The sequence below is a fragment of the Serratia sp. CC22-02 genome (assembly GCF_900182895.1).
GTDB classification, from domain to species: domain Bacteria; phylum Pseudomonadota; class Gammaproteobacteria; order Enterobacterales; family Enterobacteriaceae; genus Serratia; species Serratia nevei.
The window spans coordinates 797,597-816,781 of the sequence record NZ_FXUD01000001.1 but is presented as its reverse complement, the minus strand read 5'-3'; the positions used below and the strand labels follow the sequence as shown (position 1 = coordinate 816,781).

19 protein-coding genes and 2 pseudogenes are annotated in these 19,185 nt (G+C 60.0%); 11 read left to right on the top strand and 10 right to left on the bottom strand.

Annotated elements, in window-relative coordinates:
• Positions 1–18: 18 nt before the first annotated feature.
• From QOL81_RS03975 to fdhD, 5 genes are all read right to left on the bottom strand, one after another.
• Positions 19–198 carry a hypothetical protein gene (locus QOL81_RS03975; RefSeq protein ID WP_060420648.1) on the bottom strand — a complete coding sequence of 60 codons (180 nt, stop codon included), beginning with the start codon at positions 196–198 and terminating at the stop codon, positions 19–21.
• Between the two features lie 95 nt (positions 199–293).
• A complete protein-coding gene (locus tag QOL81_RS03970) occupies positions 294–1,403 on the bottom strand; it encodes a YbdK family carboxylate-amine ligase (protein ID WP_283439668.1) in 1,110 nt (369 codons plus the stop codon).
• A gap of 72 nt (positions 1,404–1,475) precedes the next feature.
• Entirely contained in the window at positions 1,476–2,438 is a 963-nt protein-coding gene (locus QOL81_RS03965; RefSeq protein ID WP_047730421.1) for a Dyp-type peroxidase, read from the bottom strand.
• A 34-nt stretch (positions 2,439–2,472) separates the two neighbouring features.
• A complete protein-coding gene (locus QOL81_RS03960) occupies positions 2,473–3,390 on the bottom strand; it encodes a bestrophin family protein (RefSeq protein WP_060420654.1) in 918 nt (305 codons plus the stop codon).
• A gap of 57 nt (positions 3,391–3,447) precedes the next feature.
• Entirely contained in the window at positions 3,448–4,290 is an 843-nt protein-coding gene (gene fdhD / locus QOL81_RS03955) for a formate dehydrogenase accessory sulfurtransferase FdhD (RefSeq protein ID WP_060439688.1), read from the bottom strand.
• A gap of 307 nt (positions 4,291–4,597) precedes the next feature.
• On the opposite strand from fdhD, the pseudogene QOL81_RS03950 reads away from it, so the two are divergent.
• The 9 genes and pseudogenes from QOL81_RS03950 to umuC form a co-directional block, all read left to right on the top strand.
• Positions 4,598–4,789 (top strand): annotated as a pseudogene (locus tag QOL81_RS03950) (S24/S26 family peptidase); the annotation flags it as partial.
• 213 nt (positions 4,790–5,002) lie between these two features.
• Positions 5,003–5,374 carry a hypothetical protein gene (locus tag QOL81_RS03945; protein ID WP_157800463.1) on the top strand — a complete coding sequence of 124 codons (372 nt, stop codon included), beginning with the start codon at positions 5,003–5,005 and terminating at the stop codon, positions 5,372–5,374.
• Between the two features lie 302 nt (positions 5,375–5,676).
• A pseudogene (locus tag QOL81_RS25785) lies at positions 5,677–5,856 on the top strand (SOS response-associated peptidase family protein); the annotation flags it as partial.
• A gap of 188 nt (positions 5,857–6,044) precedes the next feature.
• Entirely contained in the window at positions 6,045–6,479 is a 435-nt protein-coding gene (umuD, locus tag QOL81_RS03935) for a translesion error-prone DNA polymerase V autoproteolytic subunit (RefSeq protein WP_283439667.1), read from the top strand.
• A gap of 95 nt (positions 6,480–6,574) precedes the next feature.
• A complete protein-coding gene (locus QOL81_RS03930) occupies positions 6,575–9,112 on the top strand; it encodes a TonB-dependent receptor (RefSeq protein WP_369819298.1) in 2,538 nt (845 codons plus the stop codon).
• 167 nt (positions 9,113–9,279) lie between these two features.
• Positions 9,280–9,792, top strand: a complete 513-nt coding sequence (locus QOL81_RS03925) for a sigma-70 family RNA polymerase sigma factor (RefSeq protein WP_025303329.1) — start codon at positions 9,280–9,282, stop codon at positions 9,790–9,792.
• A 17-nt stretch (positions 9,793–9,809) separates the two neighbouring features.
• Positions 9,810–10,727, top strand: coding sequence for a FecR domain-containing protein (locus tag QOL81_RS03920; RefSeq protein WP_283439666.1), 918 nt, complete (start codon positions 9,810–9,812; stop codon positions 10,725–10,727).
• A 270-nt stretch (positions 10,728–10,997) separates the two neighbouring features.
• Complete coding sequence (locus tag QOL81_RS03915; RefSeq protein WP_283439665.1) at positions 10,998–11,708, top strand: energy transducer TonB; 711 nt, start codon at positions 10,998–11,000, stop codon at positions 11,706–11,708.
• A 180-nt stretch (positions 11,709–11,888) separates the two neighbouring features.
• Complete coding sequence (gene umuC, locus QOL81_RS03910; protein WP_283439664.1) at positions 11,889–13,175, top strand: translesion error-prone DNA polymerase V subunit UmuC; 1,287 nt, start codon at positions 11,889–11,891, stop codon at positions 13,173–13,175.
• 8 nt (positions 13,176–13,183) lie between these two features.
• On the opposite strand, the gene QOL81_RS03905 is transcribed toward umuC, so the two are convergent.
• From QOL81_RS03905 to QOL81_RS03885, 5 genes are all read right to left on the bottom strand, one after another.
• Positions 13,184–13,600 (bottom strand): RbsD/FucU domain-containing protein, encoded by a 417-nt coding sequence (locus QOL81_RS03905; RefSeq protein ID WP_063990307.1) that lies wholly within the window; start codon positions 13,598–13,600, stop codon positions 13,184–13,186.
• Positions 13,601–13,649: 49 nt separating this feature from the next.
• Positions 13,650–14,411 carry an SDR family NAD(P)-dependent oxidoreductase gene (locus tag QOL81_RS03900; protein ID WP_060420684.1) on the bottom strand — a complete coding sequence of 254 codons (762 nt, stop codon included), beginning with the start codon at positions 14,409–14,411 and terminating at the stop codon, positions 13,650–13,652.
• 20 nt (positions 14,412–14,431) lie between these two features.
• Positions 14,432–15,667, bottom strand: coding sequence for an MFS transporter (locus QOL81_RS03895; RefSeq protein ID WP_170310536.1), 1,236 nt, complete (start codon positions 15,665–15,667; stop codon positions 14,432–14,434).
• A gap of 270 nt (positions 15,668–15,937) precedes the next feature.
• Positions 15,938–16,975, bottom strand: a complete 1,038-nt coding sequence (locus QOL81_RS03890; protein ID WP_060420687.1) for a LacI family DNA-binding transcriptional regulator — start codon at positions 16,973–16,975, stop codon at positions 15,938–15,940.
• A gap of 159 nt (positions 16,976–17,134) precedes the next feature.
• Positions 17,135–18,010, bottom strand: coding sequence for a cupin domain-containing protein (locus tag QOL81_RS03885; RefSeq protein ID WP_060439696.1), 876 nt, complete (start codon positions 18,008–18,010; stop codon positions 17,135–17,137).
• 137 nt (positions 18,011–18,147) lie between these two features.
• On the opposite strand from QOL81_RS03885, the gene rclC reads away from it, so the two are divergent.
• Positions 18,148–18,720 carry a reactive chlorine resistance membrane protein RclC gene (rclC, locus tag QOL81_RS03880; protein WP_149571171.1) on the top strand — a complete coding sequence of 191 codons (573 nt, stop codon included), beginning with the start codon at positions 18,148–18,150 and terminating at the stop codon, positions 18,718–18,720.
• Between the two features lie 68 nt (positions 18,721–18,788).
• On the top strand, positions 18,789–19,172 hold the full coding sequence (locus QOL81_RS03875; protein ID WP_060420898.1) for a DUF302 domain-containing protein: 384 nt from the start codon (positions 18,789–18,791) through the stop codon (positions 19,170–19,172).
• Positions 19,173–19,185: the final 13 nt, after the last annotated feature.

The following is a 19,185-nucleotide window of genomic DNA, read 5'->3' as shown; positions in this document are numbered from 1 at the left end:
TGGCCGGCGACCGGCCGTTCAGAAGCTTTTAACCAGCACCTCACGCGGCATTTCGCTGCCGTGTTTCAGCAGATGCTCAAACGAACGTTCGCTGTTTTTCAGCTGCTGCAAAAACTCTTGCGGCGACAGATCGTGTTTTTTGCCGCTCATGTAAGCCAGCGCCAGTTCTTTTGCCTGATAGCGGGAGAAGTTGTACATGGTGTCCTCGATACGGTGAATGTCAGTGCTCACGATTGTAGCGAAAGAGCACATAATGAACAGTGGCTTTAGCGTATGGAATCGATAGCTGAAACTTAACTTGCCGGCTGCAACAGCTCGTCGCACAGGCGCTTGATCACCTGAGCCTGCGGCAGGCCGTTGTGCAACATCTGACGGATATGCTCCGAATCGCTGATGCCCTGGCGGACATGGCGCTCGACCGCCTGCAGCACGGCCCGATCCTCCTGCCGTTCGGCGCAATCGCTCAGCGCTTCGAGCGTGTGCAGGATGTGGGCGGTCAGGCTGCTGCGGCGCAGCGTCGCGGGATCGACGTATTCGGCGGCGAAACCGCTGCGATAGGCGTTGATCTTGTTGTAATGGGTGAAGGCATCGTATTCCGGCGCGATCGGCGTCCGGCGCCGCAACAGAAAATCAGCCAGCAGACGGCAGTAACCGACCAGCAGCACGGCGTGCGCGAGGCGCAGCGGCGTATCGCAGATGCGGATCTCCACCGTACCCAGCTCCGGTTTCGGCCGCGCATCCCAGTAAATATCCTTGACGCTTTCAATCACGCCGGCGGCGTTCAGCCGTTCGTAGTAGGCGTTGAATTCGCGCCAGCTGTAGATGTGTTCCAGGCATCCGTAGTTGGGGAAGGAATTCTGGGCGCTGAAACGGGAGCTGGCAAAGTGCGTGTCGACGCCCTGATACAGCGGCGACGATGCGCTGAGCGCGATCAGCTGTGGAAAATAGGGCGTCAGCGCATGGCACAGGTACATCGCCTCGTCCCCATCGTTGACGCCGAGGTGAATGTGTTGACCGAATACGCAGGCCAGCTTGGAGAGATAGCCAAAGCGGCTGGCCAACTGCCTGTAGCGCGCGCTGTCGCTGATGACCTGTTTGCGCCAGTCGTTGCTGAGATGGCGGCCGCCGCCGCAGACGTCGCAGCCCAGGCGCTGTGCGCTGCGCCGGACGGTATCCGTCAGGGTGCGCAGCTCGGCGTGCAGCTCATCGAGATCGCGGTGCACTGAGCTGTTCAGCTCCACCATCGATTGGGTGAGCTCGTGTTTGACGCGCCGGCGGTCGCCGATCTCGCTGACCACCCGGTCGGCCCGATCCGTAAGATCGTAGTGTTCGGCATCGACCAGCTGCAGCTCTATTTCGGTGCCGATAGAGAGCCTTTCCGAACGTTTGAATGTGAGCGACATGGTGCCTCCCCCTCAATACGCAACGTTAATTCAGTATACGTCGCGGGGGGAGGCTTTGCCGCCGAAGGGACGTTAGTGCAGTTCGGCCCCGCTGCGGTCGGCCAGCGCTTCCAGCAGCGGAGCGGAAGGCACGAAGAACAGGGTGCCGGTCACCGCGTGGCTAAAATCGAGCAGCCGATCGTAGTTGCCGGCTGGGCGGCCGATAAACATGTTTTCCAGCATCTGCTCGATCGGCTGCGGGGAGCGCGCATAGCCGATAAAGTAAGTGCCGAATTCGCGCAGGCCGGGGCGGCCGAACGGCATGTTGTCGCGCAGAATTTTCACCTCGTTGCCTTGCTCGTCGGTGATGGTGGTCAGCGAACTGTGCGATGACGACGGTTTGACCGCTTCATCCAGCTCGATGTTGGACTGCTTATGGCGGCCGATGATCTTCTCCTGCGTTTCCACGCTGAGCGAGTTCCAGCCCTGCATATCATGCAGGTATTTTTGCACCAGCACATAGCTGCCGCCGCTGAACGCCGCGTCTTCGTCGCCGATCACCGTGTAGTCGAAGGCTTCGTGCCCCTCCGGGTTCTCCGTACCGTCGACGAAGCCGATCATGGCGCGCTGATCGAAGTAACGGAAGCCGTGCACCTCTTCAATGACCGTCACGGCGTCGCCGAGCTTGCCGACCAGCTGCGAGGCCAGTTCGAAACACAGATCCATTTCATCGGCGCGGATGTGCAGCAGGATGTCGCCGGGCGTGGCGACGGCGACGCGTTCCCCGCTGCCGATCGGGCTGAACGGATGCAGCTGGCGAGGGCGCGGCGCGCCAAACAGCGTATCCCAGGCTTCGGAGCCGAAGCCGCAGACGCAGGTGAGGTTGCCCGCCGGCGCGCGTTTGCCGACCGAGCGCACCACGGCGGCGATGTCGCCGCACCAGGCGCGCACCGCCGCCAGATGGGCGGGAACGGGCGACAGGGTGGCGACGATGAAGATGGCATGGCGCGTCACCGGCGTGAATACGGCTTGCGGCGGGTGATTATTTGCATTCATTGCATTCGGCTCCAGTGTGTTCGGGTGAAATAGGTCAAATCAAATTAAAGTGCTCGTCGGGTTTCATCGGCGGCGGCAGCGGGCTTTGGTCGTTCATTTCCAGCAGGTTGCGCTCGATGGTGTTGCAGATGGCGTTTAACGGCAGATGGTTGGCCGATACGCCGAACGGATCCTCCAGCTCTTCGGCCAGTGAGTCCCAGGATAAGAAGGTATAGGAAATGAACACCGAAACAAACGGTGTCATGTAATGCAGGTCGGTCACCAGGGCAAAAGGCAACAGGCTGCAGAACAGGTAAACGGTGCGCTGCAGGATCAGGGTATAGGCGAACGGCACCGGCGTGCTGGCGAGCCGTTCGCAGCCGCCGAGGGCATGGGACAGTTCGCTCAGCTTGTTGTCGAGCAGCTCGAAGGTGATGTCGCTCAGCAGCCCCTGGCGGCGCAGCTTGCCGATCTCCTGGCCCAGCATCAGCAGGATGCGGTTGGTCGGCATCGGGCTGGCGATCACTTCCGCCAGCTCTTTGCTGGTGAGGTTGTGGTACAGATCGGCGGTCGGATCGGTGGCGCGCAGCTGATGCTTCAGGCTCCAGCTGAAGGCGATCAGCAGCTTGGCGACCTTCTGATGCACCGCCGGTTCGTCCGGCAGCAGGCTTTTGATCTGGCGCAGCAGGGATCGCTCGGTAATCAGCAGCGAGCCCCACAGGTTGCGCGCTTCGACAAAGCGGCTGTAGCCGGCGTTATTGCGAAAGCCGAGAAAAATGGCGATGGCGATACCCAGCAGGCTGAACGGCGCGATGGTTAAATGTACGCCGAGCTGCTCGTACCATTGATAGCTGATCACCGCCACTATCGACATCAGTACGTTCAGCGACAGACGAAAGGTGATCTTTGACAGCACGGAACCGTGCCAGGCGAACAGGCGAATAAACCAGTTCTGGTTCGGGCGAATGATCATGACGTGGGGCTTCCTGGTGTTCTGCTATTGAGAATAGTCGATTCTTGTCCGGCGGCGTTAGGCCGCCGGCGTCGATTGCCAGAGCCGCTGCGGATGCGTATAGACGGTAGCGCGCCCCGGCTTGCTGAAGCCCACCAGCGTCAGGTTGCTGCGCTCGGCCACCTCGACCGCCAGGCGGGTGGCGGCGGAAACGGCGAACAGGATCTCGACGCCGCACATGGCGGATTTTTGCACCATTTCATAGCTGGCGCGGCTCGACACCAGCGCCGCCCCCTGCAGCCACGCCTGTTGGCTGCGGTAGCCCAGCAGTTTGTCGAGCGCCACGTGGCGGCCGACGTCTTCACACCCGCCGCTGAGTGCGCCGTCCGGCTGGATCCAGGCCGCCGCGTGGGTGCAGCCGGTCAGTTTCCCCACCGTTTGCACCTCCTGCAGCTGCGCCAACGCCCGGTCGAGCAGGGCCAAATCGAAGCGTTGCGTGAAGGGCAGCGGCGCGATGGGTTGGGCGACCTCCTGCAGCTGCTCCACCCCGCAGACACCGCAGCCGGTGCGGCCGGCCAGGCTGCGGCGCTTCTCTTTCAGCTGCATAAAGCGGCGGCTCGAGAGTTCCACATGCACTTCAATGCCGTTGCAGGCCGGCTGTTGGCGAATGTCGTAGATATCGTCGGGGGAGGCAATGATGCCTTCGGACAGCGAAAAACCGATGGCGAAGGCCGCCAGATCTTTCGGCGTCGCCATCATCACCACGTGGGAAATGCCGTTGTACACCAGGGCGACCGGCACTTCTTCCGCCAGCCAATCCTGTTGCGCCTGAGCCAGATCGTTGCGCTGCCAGACCGCGTGGCGCGACAGGCATTCCTGTTTGATATCGTCGGTTTCTACGAGGAGTAGGTGCTTGTTCATAACGTTCTCGTGACCGTCGGTGACGAGGCGCCGACGGGAGTGAATTCTTATTAGCAGGTGTGGGGATTATACAGGATCCTGATCCCGCTCGCGTAGGGAATGACGCTCTGCCGGTGGCCCCGCCAGGTTATCCACAGTTTTGGTGGATAACGTGTGTGCAAGGGGCGGTGAAACGCTTAGCAGGCGTAAAAAAAAATCGCTCAGAAAATTATTATATTACGCGGGAAAGCGCGATCCGCAGGGGGATAGGGGGTTGCACGCGTTCGCATTTTGTTTATGTCTTACTGTGTAAATATACAGTTTGGTTATGATTATGCTGAGCAATTCAAGGTTGTATGCTTTTTCACCAGGTGACCCCCTGACGTTACCGCTGTTTGCCGATCGCGTGGCCTGCGGCTTTCCTTCCCCGGCGCAGGACTATGTCGAGAGCAGGCTGGATATCGGCAAGCTGCTGGTGCGGCACCCCAACGCCACCTACTTCGTGCGCGCCAGCGGCGAGATGGAGCGTGCAGGATGGATCAGGCACTACCGACAGATTAAGAAACTGAGCATCCGAGAAACAGCAGACGCGACAGGCTACAGTACTTCCCAAGTTTGTCGCATTCAGGCCTTCTATAAAGAAGTTGAGACTGATTAAAAAGCAGCCTTAATGTACAATAATTTTCGATATCCAAACTGACCCCATGAACAATCAATGAGTTAGAGGTAAAAGATGATTTCATACAAAAAAACCATACCTGCTCTTGTCATATTCGCTTTATCTAATGCTGTGGCATATGCGAATGATTTCGACAAATCAAACGAAGCGATGGCAATTTCAGCAATAGGTTTTTCTGGCTCAAATGCTCGTGTTGCATATGATGTTTGTGGGGCACCCAATGAGAAAATTGATAAATATAAAAAACAAATAAAAGACTCATTAACTAGAACATTAAAGTATGAACAGTCAGGATTCGATACGCATTGGGATAATGGTTGGAAAAATGCTGATTTTTTGGTTAAGTCATTAAGTAATGATGAAGCCTATAAAAAAGAATATTGCCGAGAGGTTTTAGATGGAATTAATAATCCTGAAATGAATTAAGGATTATTCCTTATTCGGGGTTCTACGCCGGAACTCCAGATTTTTCCGTCCGCTAAAATTATCCCCGGTTGAGCAGCTTTATACCGTCAGCTCGCAGTGGACCATCAGGGGAAATGTGGCGGTACAGCGTTTGTCGGGTTATCCCAAGCTCCTGGCATAACGTACTGACTTTCGTCTCTGGCCGTCCCATTGATGCCATTGCCAGTCGCAATTTTATTGGCGTCATTTTGTAAGGCCGTCCGCCGTTCCTCCCGTGAGGCAAGGCCTGCCGCTGTTCTTTGCGGCGCTGTACGCAGCAGAGACCGACGGCCGCGCGCGACTGGCTCGACACCCGCTTAGTCCCGCCCTCTGGTCAAATGCAGGCTGACGTGTACAGCCTGCAGGCAGAGGATTTCGTCTGGCAACCGGTATCGCCCGCCGTCGGCGCCGTTCGCAATGACAATCCCTCACTCATCCTGCCCATCGATACGCCAACGGTCTGAGTGCCGCATTATCCACAGTTTTGGTGGGTATCATGTGTGTAAACACACGCGAAGAACGCCAAAAGCTGCAGGAAAAATCACTCAGAAAATTATTATATTACGCGGGAAAGCGCGATCCGCAGGGGGATTGGGGGTTGCACGCGTTCGCGTTTTGTTTATGCTTAACTGTATAAATATACAGTTTGGTTATGATTATGCTGAGCAATTCAAGGTTGTATGCTTTTTCACCAGATGAACCCCTGACGTTACCGCTGTTTGCCGATCGCGTGGCCTGCGGCTTTCCTTCCCCGGCGCAGGACTATGTCGAGAGCAGGCTGGATATCGGCAAGCTGCTGGTACGGCACCCCAACGCCACCTATTTCGTGCGCGCCAGCGGCGAGTCGATGATCGACGGCAATATCCAGGATGGCGATCTGCTGATCGTCGACAGCGCCCTGACGCCGGAGCACGGCAATATCGTGATCGCCGCGGTGGACGGGGAATTCACCGTCAAAAAGCTGCAGCGCCACCCCGACGTGCGGCTGTTGCCGATGAATCCCGCCTACGCGCCGATCGTGTTCGACGATGAGGCGCAGCTGGAGATCTTCGGCGTGGTGACTTTTATCGTCTACGCGGCGCGGTGACTTCGGTCCTTTTTTTCATTTTTTTCTGCCCGATCTTTTCGTTGGCGTGACCTCTCTACTGAGTTTCCAGTTCAATACACTCAGGGGAATCCTTCATGGCCATAAAAAACAAGAACGGCGCAGGGCGTACGTTCACATCAGCCAAACGCATGACCGGGAAACGCGTCGCTATCGGGATAGGATGCGCACTATCGGGCATGCTCACCTCCGCGATGGCGGCGCCCGGTGCATCGGCACCACCCTCGGCGGTTGAACAGCCCGCTATCCTTTCCTTCGCCATACCCGCCGGTGACCTGGCGCCCGCCTTGCAGACGGCGGCCGCTAAGGCCGGCGTGATAGTGATTTTCACGCCCGAACAGACGCGTGGAAAAAGCACCGCGGGTCTGCAGGGACATTACCGCCTCACCGACGCGTTCGATACGCTGTTGGCGGGCAGCGGATTGCGCGCTCAGCAAACCGCACAGGGATATCGGTTGGTCGACGCCGGGCCGGTTCAGCCTTTGACGATACCGGAACTGTCGGTGGTCGGCGGTTTGTCCGACAGCGTCGCCGCCGGCCGTTCGGTACTGGATAAAGAAGACATCGAACGCGTACAGGCCGATAACATCGCCAGTTTGCTTGATCGCTTGCCCGGCGTAGGGATGGCGGGATCGCCGCGCCCGGGCGGCCAAAGCCTGAATATCTGGGGCATGGGCGACATGGAAGATGTGAAGGTGGTGCTGGACGGGGCGCCGAAGGGATTTGAGAAATATCGGCAGGGTTCGGTATTCATCGAACCCGAACTGCTGAAAAAGGTTGAGGTCGATAAGGGGCCGCACAATCTGTTGAACGGCAATGGCGGCTTTGGCGGGACCATTACGCTGGAGACCAAAGATGCCGGGGATATGCTGCTGCCGGGCGAAGATTTTGGCGGCTTGCTGAAGTACAGCTACCACACCAACGATCGCCAGGGCATTTACAGCGGCGCGTTGTACGGCCGTACGCCGGAAGGATTTGCCGACGGTTTGATCTACATGAGCAAGCGTGACGGCGGCAACCTGAAGCGGCCGGACGGCACGCGCTTTGCCTATTCCGCCAACGATCAGGCTTCCTACCTGTTAAAAACCAATATTTATCTGAGCGAGGCGCAAACGCTGACGCTGTCGGCGATGCGCTCCGATTCCGATGGCTGGCAGCCTTTTGCCGCCAAGCGGGACGATATCGCCGCGCCCAGCCAGGCGGATATCGATAAATATGGCCGGGAAGAAGCGTGGCGCCGCATTCTGGTGTATCGCGACCAGACAGACACCAATTACTCGGTGAAATGGAATCTGGCGCCGGAAGCGCAGCCGTTGCTGAATCTGACGCTGTCTTACGCCTATTCGAAGACAGAGCAGCATGACAAGCGGCCGGATTCCGCTTCAAAGTTCAGCTATCTCGGTACGTTGGGCAATGAAAGCTGGGTGAACTATACCGATCGGCAGTTTGACGTCAGCAATGAAAGCCGTTTCGCCAGCGGGCCGCTGGAACACAAGCTGTTGCTCGGCGCGCGTTGGCATAAACATCAGCGGGATACCCTGATGTATTACCCCTCGCAGGTGAAAAACGCCAGTTACAACTACGGCTATTTCCAGCCGTATTACATGCCGGCGGGCGAACAGGAAACCCGCAGCGTTTATCTGCAGGATGCGGTCAGCTTCGGCAGCCTGACCGTGACGCCGGGCGTGCGTTACGATCACGTGACCAACACCGGGCAACCGAACCGAGCTCCGCGCTATAACGACAGCGATCCGCTCGTGGGCCATGATTACAGCAGCGTGACCTATACCGGCTGGTCGCCGCATTTGGGCGTGATGTGGAAAGCGACGTCGAATCTGTCCCTGTTTGCCGACGTCAGCCGCACCTGGCGCGCCCCGGTGATTGACGAACAGTATGAAGTGCAATACGCCGCTTCCAGCGTGCCCGGCACCAGCCGCAGTCTGCAGGTGGAACGCATGACGGGCGTTCGCCTCGGCGCGGTGCTGGACTTCAACGATGTGTTGATGGCGAGAGACAGCCTGCAGATCCGCACTACGCTGTTCCGCAATCGCGGCAAGGACGAGATTTTCTACCGTCGCGGCGTAGTGTGCGACGCCGCACGGCACGGTGGCCAATGTGGGCAACCGTTGTCGAACTATCGCAACTTGCCGGGCTATACCATTGAGGGCGTGGAGCTCGAATCGTTTTATGACAGCGAAAGCCTGTTCGGCAGCCTGTCGTTCTCCTCGATTCGCGGCAAACGCGACGCTTCACCACGCGATCCGTGGGGCAGCGAAACCTGGATTGCCGAAATTCCACCCGTTACGGCACACGCGATGCTGGGCATGAAAGTGCCGCAGTGGGACATGGCCTTCGGCTGGACCGGCGATTTTGTGCGTAAACAGGATCGTTCACCGGCCGACGGCGATCCGATGGCCGTTGTCTGGGCGCTGCCGAAAACCTCGGGTTATGCATTGCACGGCCTGTTCGCCTCGTGGCAGCCCAGCGGTTTGCAGGGCTTCGAAGCTCGCGTCGCGGTGGACAACCTGTTCAACCGTGATTATTACCCTTACCTGGGCGAATCGGTGTCCGGCGTAGGGCGTAACATCAAGTTTAGCGTTAGCCAACGTTTCTGAATATCCTGCTGACAGGGGCCATTTCGGCCCCTTTTCACGTTTTCTCTCCCGTATTTCCCTACTTTTTCGCCGTTTATAAATCATCAGCAATCGCTTGACACAGAAGTTACAATTTTAAAATAATAATAATTATCATTTTCAATCTCATTATCAATTGGTGTCACCGAATGGCAAGGAAAGAGGCCGCGGCAGCCAACGGGTTTGCTCAACAGCTTTACCTTGAGCACCACAGTTGGCTATGCCATTGGCTGAGACAGAAGGTCGGGTGCGCGCATCACGCCGAAGACCTGGCGCAGGATACGTTCATCAGTATTTTACTGAGCCCGCAGTTGCTTGCCATTCGGCAACCACGCCCCTTCCTGGCGACCGTGGCGCGCCGGCTGGTGGCGAATTATTACCGGCGTAAAACAATCGAAGAGAGCTATCTGCAGGCCTTGAGCGAGCTGCCGGCGATCGAGGCTCCCTCGCCGGAAGTCCGTCAACAAACCCTCGAAATGCTCGAACAGTTGGATCAGGCGTTGGACGGATTGCCGGCGCACGTCCGCGAGGCCTTCCTGTTGGCGCACCTGCAGGGCATGCGTTATTGCGACATCGCTGAACGTTTGCGGGTGTCGACCAGCTCGGTGAAACAATATCTGCAGCGCGCCAATTTGCACTGTTTCTTTGCATTGGCGGCGTAACGGCAAGTGCGGAGCCCATGATGGAATCGGATATCGATCGGCAGAGCGCGCGTGAGGCCGCCGACTGGTTAACCCAGCTGATGTCGGAAGAGGCAAGCGACGCGGATAGGGAAAACTGGCGGCGTTGGTATCAGGCGAAACCGGAAAATGAACGCGCCTGGCGGCATATCGCCGCGTTTTCATCCCGTTTTTCTCTGCTTAACGGGGCGGCGGCGCAGCGTAGTCTGTCGCAGTTGCCAAACCCACAGCGCCGTCGGTTGCTGAGAAGCCTGGCGGCCATCGGCGTGGTGGGGTCGGTTGGCATCGGTTCTGGCGCGCTGCCATGGCGCCCCTGGCTGGCGGATTACCGCACGGCGGTGGGGGAGCAGCAAACCGTCGCGTTGGCGGATGGTGCGCAGTTGATGCTGAACACGCAAACGGCGGTCAACGTCAGCCGTCAGCAGGCCGCATTGCTGGAAGGTGAAATGATGGTGAATCTGCCGCCGGAAAGCGGCGCGTTGACGGTGAGGCTGCCGCAGGGCGAGATCGTGGCGCAGGCTGCTCGCTTCAGCGTTCGCCTGCGGGAAACCTACAGTGATATCGCCGTTTATCTTGGCCGCGTCACGATCCTTTCGCCGGCGCATCGGAACGCGGTGCTCAACGCCGGTCAGGGCGGCAGATTAAGCCGGCAAGGCATTGGCGAGCCGTATCGCGTGACGCAAGAGCCCGGTTGGCGGCAAGGCATGCTGCTGGCCGACAACATGCGGCTGGACGACTTCCTGATGGAACTGGGGCGTTATCGTCAGGGCGTTATCCGCTGCCGGCCGGAGGTCGCCGGCCTGCGGCTCTCCGGCGCGTTCCCGCTGGCTGACCCCGAGCGCGTCATTGCGGCTCTGCCCGGTGCGCTGCCGGTTAGGGTAAATATGCTGTCAAAATACTTCATCACCGTATCCTAAAGTTTTTTACTCTGCTATTTGTATTTTTCCTTCTTGATTGGCCTTTTTTTTCTCTTTCCCTGCCCGGTACCGCGTGCCTAAACGACTTTTCTGACATGCCCCGACCGTCGTGACCGTTGCGTACGTTGGTCGGTTTCACGCTTAACCTGAGTATCGTTTTCCATGTTGAATCACAACGTATTACCTGCCGATTTATCTTTACCGCCTACAGGCGGGCGATTGCGCTGGGCTACCGCCAATGTGTTGGCGTTGGGTCTGCATGGTGCGTTGTTGCTTGGCCTTGGTTATCACCTGGTGCCACCGTTGCTGCCCGCGGCGCAACCGATGGTGTTGATGATGGTTGCCGAGCAGGCGGAATCGACCCCCAACGCAGAGCCGATGCCAACCGGCGTGCGCCAGGTGCAGGCGGTGGCGCAACGGCAGGCCAATCGGGAACCGGAGGCGGCGATGCCTCCGCTGATTCATGCGCCGCGTGCGACGGAGCGGCAGAGCAAGGCTAAAGGACAACGGAACGCCCCCATCAGACCGAAAACGGAACCGCCGCGCCCAAGGCAGGAGGAACAGGAAAAAATAGCGTCTGCAAGCTCAAGAGCATCAAGCACCAGCGCGCCGCCGTCTCTGGATGGAAAGCGTGTTGCCGCGCCGCAAACCAGCGTGGCGTCGCAGCTGAGTCAGGATGCCTCGGTCTGGAGCGGCCTACTGTTGGCGCATTTGAGCCGTTTCAAACGCTACCCGGCTCTGGCGGTACGCCAGCAGCGCCAGGGGGTTGTTCAGGTTGCCGTGACGTTGGATCGACAGGGGAACGTGCTGGGTGTGAAGCTATTGCGATCGAGTGGGGTTGCTTCGCTCGACCGGGAGGCGCTTCAGTTACCGCAGCGCGCTTCTCCACTGCCCGCACCCGGCAACGAGATCGCAGCGGGGCAGGCGGAATTCAGCGTGACCATTCCGATTCGTTTCGATCTGCGTGAAGTTCGCCATTAATGAAAAACTCGGCTCCAGGTAAACGGAGGCTGAGTTAAAAGCCAAAGCGCATCAAACGGATAGCAGCGATGGGGTGGTTTCTACTTGATCGTCGCCAGAAAAATACAAATACTGTATGTATGAACAGTAATCTGGTGCCGTTATGAATAACAACCCACTGACGATGAAAGGTCGGCAACCATGTTCGCCCTGGTAGACGTCAACAGCTTCTATGCCTCCTGCGAGACCATCTTTCGGCCCGATCTGCGCGGGCGGCCGGTGATCGTGCTGTCCAACAACGACGGCTGCGTGATCGCCCGCAGCGCCGAGGCGAAGGCGCTGGGCGTGCCGATGGGCGCGCCTTATTTCAAAATCAAAGAGGAGATGCGCCGCCGCAACGTCGCGGTGTTCTCCTCCAACTACGCGCTGTACGCCGACATGTCCCGCCGGGTGATGGACACGCTGGAAGAGATGGCGCCGGCGGTGGAGATCTACTCGCTGGACGAAGCCTTTCTGCGGCTGGACGGCGTGGCGCATTGCGAAGCGCTGGAGCCGTTCGGCCAGCGGGTGCGCGATCGCATCCGGCGCGAGCTGCATTTGACGGTCGGGGTCGGCATTGCGCCGAGCAAAACGCTGGCCAAACTGGCCAACTTCGCCGCCAAGAAATGGCGCGGTACCGGCGGTGTGGTGGATTTATCCGATCCGGCGCGCCAGCGCAAACTGCTGGCGTTGCTCCCGGTGGAAGAGGTGTGGGGCGTGGGCCGCCGCCTGACTCGCCAGCTGCAGGCGATGGGCATTCACACCGCGCTGCAGCTGGCGGACTGCGATACCCGGCTGGCGCGTAAAACCTTCAGCGTGGTGCTGGAGCGCACGATACGCGAGCTGCGCGGCGAATCGTGCCTGCAGTGGGAAGATGAGGCGGCCGCCAAAGAGCAGATCATCTGCTCCCGCTCGTTCGGCCAGCGGCTGACGCATTACCCGCACATGCGCGAGGCGATCTGCAGCTACGCCGAACGCGCCGCCGAAAAGCTGCGGCAGGAAAAGCGCTACTGTCGCAACGTGTCGGTGTTTATCAAAACCAGCCCGCATTCGGCGGGCGAGGGGTATTACAGCAATATGGGCACCGCCCGGCTGCAAACGCCGAGCAACGACAGCCGCGACATTATCGCCATGGCGGTGCGTGCGCTGGAAAGCATCTGGCAGGAAGGGCGACGTTACCTGAAGGGCGGCGTGGTGCTGGGGGATTTCAGCGCCGCCGCCATGGCGCAGATCGATCTGTTCGACGACTGCCCGCCGCGCCGCAACAGCGAGCGGCTGATGGCGACCCTCGATCGCCTGAATCAGGAGGGGCGTGGGCGCGTGTGGTTCGCCGGGCAGGGGATCGTCAAGCCGTGGCAAATGAAGCGCGACATGCTGTCGCCGGCCTACACCACTCGCTTGGCGGACATTCCGGTGGTGCGGCTGGGGACGTTTTCAGACGAAAAATAATTCGCGTGTCACACCACCGGCGCCACCGTCAGCAGCAGGTTGGCGAAGCGGCGCTGTTCGCCGGAGGCGATCACCAGCAGCGTCCGATCCGATTTGACCGCGGCGTAAAACGCCTCACGCGGCAGGTGTTCGACCGGGCACTGCGCCGGCAGCAGCTGTCGGTATTCGGCTTCGATGGTATTGGTGAAGTCTGGCGGGCAGGCCATCAGAGTGGCGCTTTCCACGTTGATGCAGGCCAGCAGTTTTTCCAGGATCGGCGGGGCGGCGAGCGTGCCGGGCGCCAGGTTCAGATAGACCACGGTGGCGTCTTTCGGCGCGTGGGTCACGCAGGCGTAGTTGCCGTCGGCGATCAGCACCTGAGTTTTATGCCCGCATTGCGCCAGCGCGGCGAGCAGCGGCGGGTGGGTGATGGCGGATTTGATCATAAAGCGATTCCTGAATGAGAGGGCGGCAGCCGTGCCGCCCGCGGTTGAACTACATGCGGTAGATGCCGCCGTTGATGTCGAGGGTGGCGCCGGAGATGAAGCCGTCGTATTCCGCCGCCAGGAAGGCGATGGCGCGCGCCACGTCGTCCGGCGTGCCTGCGCGGCCCAGCGGGATGGCGCGAACGGTTTCCTCCGCCGATGCTTGGGTGGTGTGGCGATTATGGAAGCGGGTGCCGAGGATCAGGCCGGGGGCCACCGCGTTCACCCGGATGCCGTATTCGCCCAGCTCCGCTGCCAGCGAGCGTGTCCAGGTGAGCACCGCACCCTTGGTGGCGGAATAGACCAGCGAGCCGGAGTGCCCGCCGGCGCGGCCGGCCTGCGAGGCCAGGTTGACGATACTGGCGCCGTTTGCCGCCTTCAGGAACGGCAGCGCGCTCTGGGTCACGTTCAGCATGGTGGTCATGTTCACGTCGATTACGGTTTGCCAAAAGGCGCGCTCGATCTCGCCCAACCATTTGCGCCCGACGATGCCGCCGACGTTATTGACCAGAATGTCGATGCCGCCGAGAAACTCGGCGCCGGCCGAGACGCAGCGCAGCGTTTCGTCGGTATCGATGAGATCGGCGTAGCCGTAAGCGGCCTTTTGCCCCAATGAATGGGCCAGCGCCACCAGCGCTTTGGGGCCGCTTTCGTCGCTGTGATAGTGAAAATAGATGTCGCAACCGGCCTTGATCAACCGCTCTGCGGTGGCGCGGCCGATGCCCTGTTCCGCCCCGGTGATAAAGACCTTTTTGCCTGCAAGATCGCCCATGATTGACTCCTTATTGTTCGTTAAGCATTGATGACGCCTTCACGCTGTTTCGCGCAGTAGAAAATGCAGATCAACCCGGTGGCCAGCAGGCACGAGGCCAGGAAAAACAGCCCCGGCGCGCTGCTGCCGGTCAGATCGTTCAATACGCCCACCGCATAAGGCGCGACGAAGCCGCCGATATTGCCGATGCAGCTGACCACCGCCAGCCCGGCGGCCGCGGCCGCGCCGGTGGAAATGTTGGCGGGCATGGATAAAAACGGCGGTACGGCGGTGTAGATGCCGATGGCGGCGATGCACAGGAACGACAGCGCGACGAGCGGATCGTATTTAAAAAATGTCACCGCCCCCATCAGGCCGATAGCGGCGACCACCATGCTGAGGCCGGCGAACACGCCAAGCTTTTTGGTTTTGCTGGCCCACAGGCTCCACGGGTACACCAGCAGCGCGGCCAGTCCGTAGGGAATGAGCGCCAGCAGGCTAACGCGGAAGATATCGCTGCCGGAAAGGGCGGTAATGATCGACGGCAGCCAGGTGCCGAAGCCATAAATGCCGCACACCATGCCGAAGTTGAGCAGTGCGTAGAGCAGGTATTTCTTGTTTTTAATCCCTTTCAGGAAGTCGCCCAGCGTGATTTTAGAGCCGGATTTGGAGCGGCCGGCGTTGCTCATCAGCCAGGCCTTTTCCTCCACGTTCAGATAGCCGACGTCCTTGGGCGAGTTCTTGATCAGGAACGGGATCAGCAGGCCGATGACGATCGGCGGCAGCCCTTCGAGGATAAACAGCAGCTGCCAGGGAGCGAACCCGAACCAATCATGCTGAATATTGAGAATAAAGCCGGAAATCGGCGAGCCGACGGCGTTGGACAGCGGCTGGACGATGATGAACATGCCGAGAATTTTGGTGCGGTATTTTTCCGGGAAGAACACCGTGAAGTAATACACCACCGAGGGAAAGAATCCGGCTTCGCACACGCCCAGCATAAAACGGCAGATATACAGCTCCAGCGGCGTGCGTACAAAGCCGAGCAGGGTCGCGAAGATGCCCCAGGAAATTAATATTCTGGCGAACCAGATGCGCGGGCCGAATTTAATGGTGCCGGCGTTGCTGGGTATTTCAAACAGAAAATACCCGATAAAGAAAATCCCGGAGGCGAAGCCGAAGGCCGAGGCGGTCAGGCCCAGGTTATCTTCCAGCGCTTTGGCGGCGTAGGCCATGTTATTGCGATCGAGAAAGGCCAGGAAATACAATAAAATCATGAGGGGGACAATATGCAGCGTCAATTTCTTGATAGCGCTGCGTTCAATATCCTGCGGCTTGCTTATTTTCATTTTGATATTTCCAATGTGGTTAATCGGAATAATAGAGGCCCGGCCCATAACCCTGAGCTGAACGTTAAATAACGGCACGACGCTGATTCATTGAGGCGCGGGCATCCCTTAAGCGCGACGGCCTTTTCCTTTGTTTTTGGCTGACACCGATCCGGACGATGCCGCTGCGCATCGCCTGGGAAGACGCTGTTATTTCAGTTAGCCGGCGGCTTTGACCGAGCGCCGGCTGATGACCGTCGGCGGGAAGAGAAACTCGCCGGGCGGTTGCGCATCATTGTTGATGCGGCCGATCAGGCGCTCGACCATCAGCTGCGCCATCTCCGCCAGCGGCGGCCTGACGGACGTCAGCCCCGGTTCGGCCAGGCCGGCCAGCGCGATATTATCGATGCCGATCACCGAGATGTCTGCGGGTACCTGGACGCCGGCGGCGCGCACCCCCACCATCAGCCCGATGCCCAGCGCATCGTTAATCGCCACGATACCGTCCGGGCGCGGCGTCAGCGCGAGCACGCGCGGCGCCAGCGTCAGCCCCAATTCAAACATTTCCGTGTCGCCGTAGGCGCTGTTGGCTTTGCCTTCGATCACCCGTTGGCGTTCGCTCAGGCTGTGCCCCAGCGCACTCAGAAAACCGTCGATTTTGTGGCTGCGCCCGACGGTGAGCGTCGCTTCGGTGGCGAACACGATGTGTCGGCAACCGCGTTCGAGCAGGTGCTGCGCGGCCAGGCGCCCGGCGGCGACATTGTCCATCGAGACGCTGTCGAACAGCGGGGTATCGATGGCTGCCCGTTCGGGAAACGGATTGTCGTAGCTGACGATCTTCATGCCCCGCTCGGCGGCCCGAACAAAATGGGTCTGGCGAATGTCGCTCGCCGCCACGATGATGCCGCGCACGCCATGCAGGAACATATCGTCGATAAACGCGGCCTCTTCCTGTTCCTGGCGGTACGCGTTGCCGAGCAAGACGCGGTAGCGGTGAGCCCGCGCCGCACCGTCGATCGCATGCGCCAGCGCCGAAAAGCTCGGGTTGACGATCGACGGCAGCAGCAGGCCGATGATCTTAGCCTGCGGTGCGGGCACCGCCGCCGCCCGGGCCGGCCGGTATCCCAGGGTCGCCATCGCTTGTTCGATGCGCTCACGGGTCTGCGCGCTCATCTGGTGGCTGCGGTTATTCAGCAGGTTCGACACGCTGCTGATGGACACGCCGGCCAACCGTGCGACATCACGAATATTTGCCATTTGCCGATACCTTGCTGCCTGCCATTAGCCTGCAATCTATAAGGGAAGCCGGCCGCAGGCAAGCCACAACCGGGGCACCGCGCGCATGGGATCGCGCATTTGTGAGAATCATCAGGCGGCGGCCACGTTGTTTACTAAACAGTAAGGCGGGGCGGGAGGTTATGCCGAGATGGGGCACATGTCCGGCGGTGTCTCGGCGGCCTGCTGGCGGAATTTTCCCGGCGTCAGGCCGAAGTGGCGGGTGAAGGCTTTATGCAGCGCCACCTCCGACGAGTAGCCGGCCTGTTCGGCGATACGGCTCAGCGGCAACGCCTGGCGCGCCAGCAGCCGGGCCGCCAGCTGCATGCGGATGGCGGTGAGGGCCTGCAGCGGCGTTTGCTGCGTGACCTGACGAAAGACGCGGGCGAAGTTGGCGCGCGACATATGGGCCCGTTCGCTCAGTTCCACCAGCGTCCAGGGGTGTTGCGGGCGGCGCAGCATCTGTTCAACCACGTTGCCCAACTGCGGATGCAGCAACGCGGCGACCAGATTGCCGCTCTGATTCGGCTGGGCCAGCCAGGCGCGGATCGCCAGCGCGAACAGCAGCGCCATGGTCTGGCTGACAATGGCGTTGTGCCCCTGGCCCTGTTGGCTGAACTCATCGCTCAGCAGCTGGCCGGTCGCCTGCAGCAGCGCCAGCTGCCCCTGTTGGCGGCTGTTGAACAGCAAACATTCCGGCAGGCTCGCCAGCAGCGGCGATGCGCTGTGCGGCAAGATTTGCACGCCGCACAGCAGGTGCGTGGCGCTGTCGGCCCCCTCCGGCAGCAGGCGATGGGCGGAGTTGTGCGGCAAGAACAGCAGGCTGCCTTGCTCCAGCGGTACCGGGCGGCCGCCGGGGATCTCCAGCCGACAGCTGCCCGCCAGCACCATGTGCCAGCGGATCTGACTCCACTCCCCGGCGGCATGCGGCGAGCGCCACTCGCCGCTGAAATGGCAATCACGCGCCACGTAACCGCGCATGTCGTTAAGCATCAACAGTTGGCTGAGCGGATCCATTTTGAGACTCCTGGCTAAGAAGCTGATTGTTTCGGCAATGGGCCGGCGTAATGCGAAGCACTAAGATCGGTTCGATAGTGCAGCGATGCGGAGGGCGCCGCTGCGATGCATGAGTTATCAATGACATGGAGCCGGTAATGAAAATACTATTCTTTCTGAGCAAGGGCGACAAGCTGGGATTAACGCTGATTCGCCTCAGCATCGCCATCGTCTTCTTATGGATTGGCTTGCTCAAATTCATCCCTTACGAAGCGGACAGCATCACGCCGTTCGTCGCCAACAGCCCGCTGATGTCGTTTTTCTATGACATGCCGCAGGACTATCAGGCGCACCTGACGCACGAAGGCGAACTGAACCTCGACGCCCGCGCCTGGCAGCAGGCCAACAATACCTATGGCTTCTCCAACGGCCTGGGCGTGGTGGAGGTGGCGATCGCGCTGCTGGTGCTCGCCAACCCGTTCTCCAAATGGCTGGGGCTGTTGGGCGGCATGCTCTCCTTTTGCACGCCGCTGGTGACGCTGACCTTTTTGATCACCACCCCGGAGGCCTGGGTGCCCGCGCTGGGCGATGCGCATCACGGCTTCCCTTATCTCTCCGGCGCCGGGCGCCTGGTGCTGAAGGACACGCTGATGCTGGCGGGTGCGGTGATGATCATGGCGGATTCGGCGCGCAGTGTGCTCGAGAAACAGTGGCGGGGGAAGGTCGCATGAGCGTCATGAACCGGGCCGTGGCCGGCAGCCTGATGCTGCTGGCCTGTTCTGCAGTGGCGGAGGGGACAATGGGGCAAGAAACCCGAACGGTAGAGAGCGCCTACGCTTATCAGGAAACGCGTCAGCGCATTATCAGCACGGCCGAGCAGAAGGGCGTGACGCTGTTTGCCGAGTTCGATCACGCGAGAGCGGCGCGTGAGCATCATCTGACGATGCCGCCCACCACGGTGCTGGTGCTGGGCAACCCGCTGGCGGGCACGCCGCTGATGCTGGCGCGGCCGGCGTTGGCGCTGGATCTGCCGTTCAGGGTGCTGATTGCGCAAGACGAACGGGGCAAAACGCAGGTCAGCTACCACCCGGCGGAAAGTCTGAAACGGAGCGCCGGGGCCGACGAACGACAGATCGCGGCGCTGAGGCCGCTGGAGCGGTTAGTTGAGGCCGCAATACGCTGATAGAACGGCGATG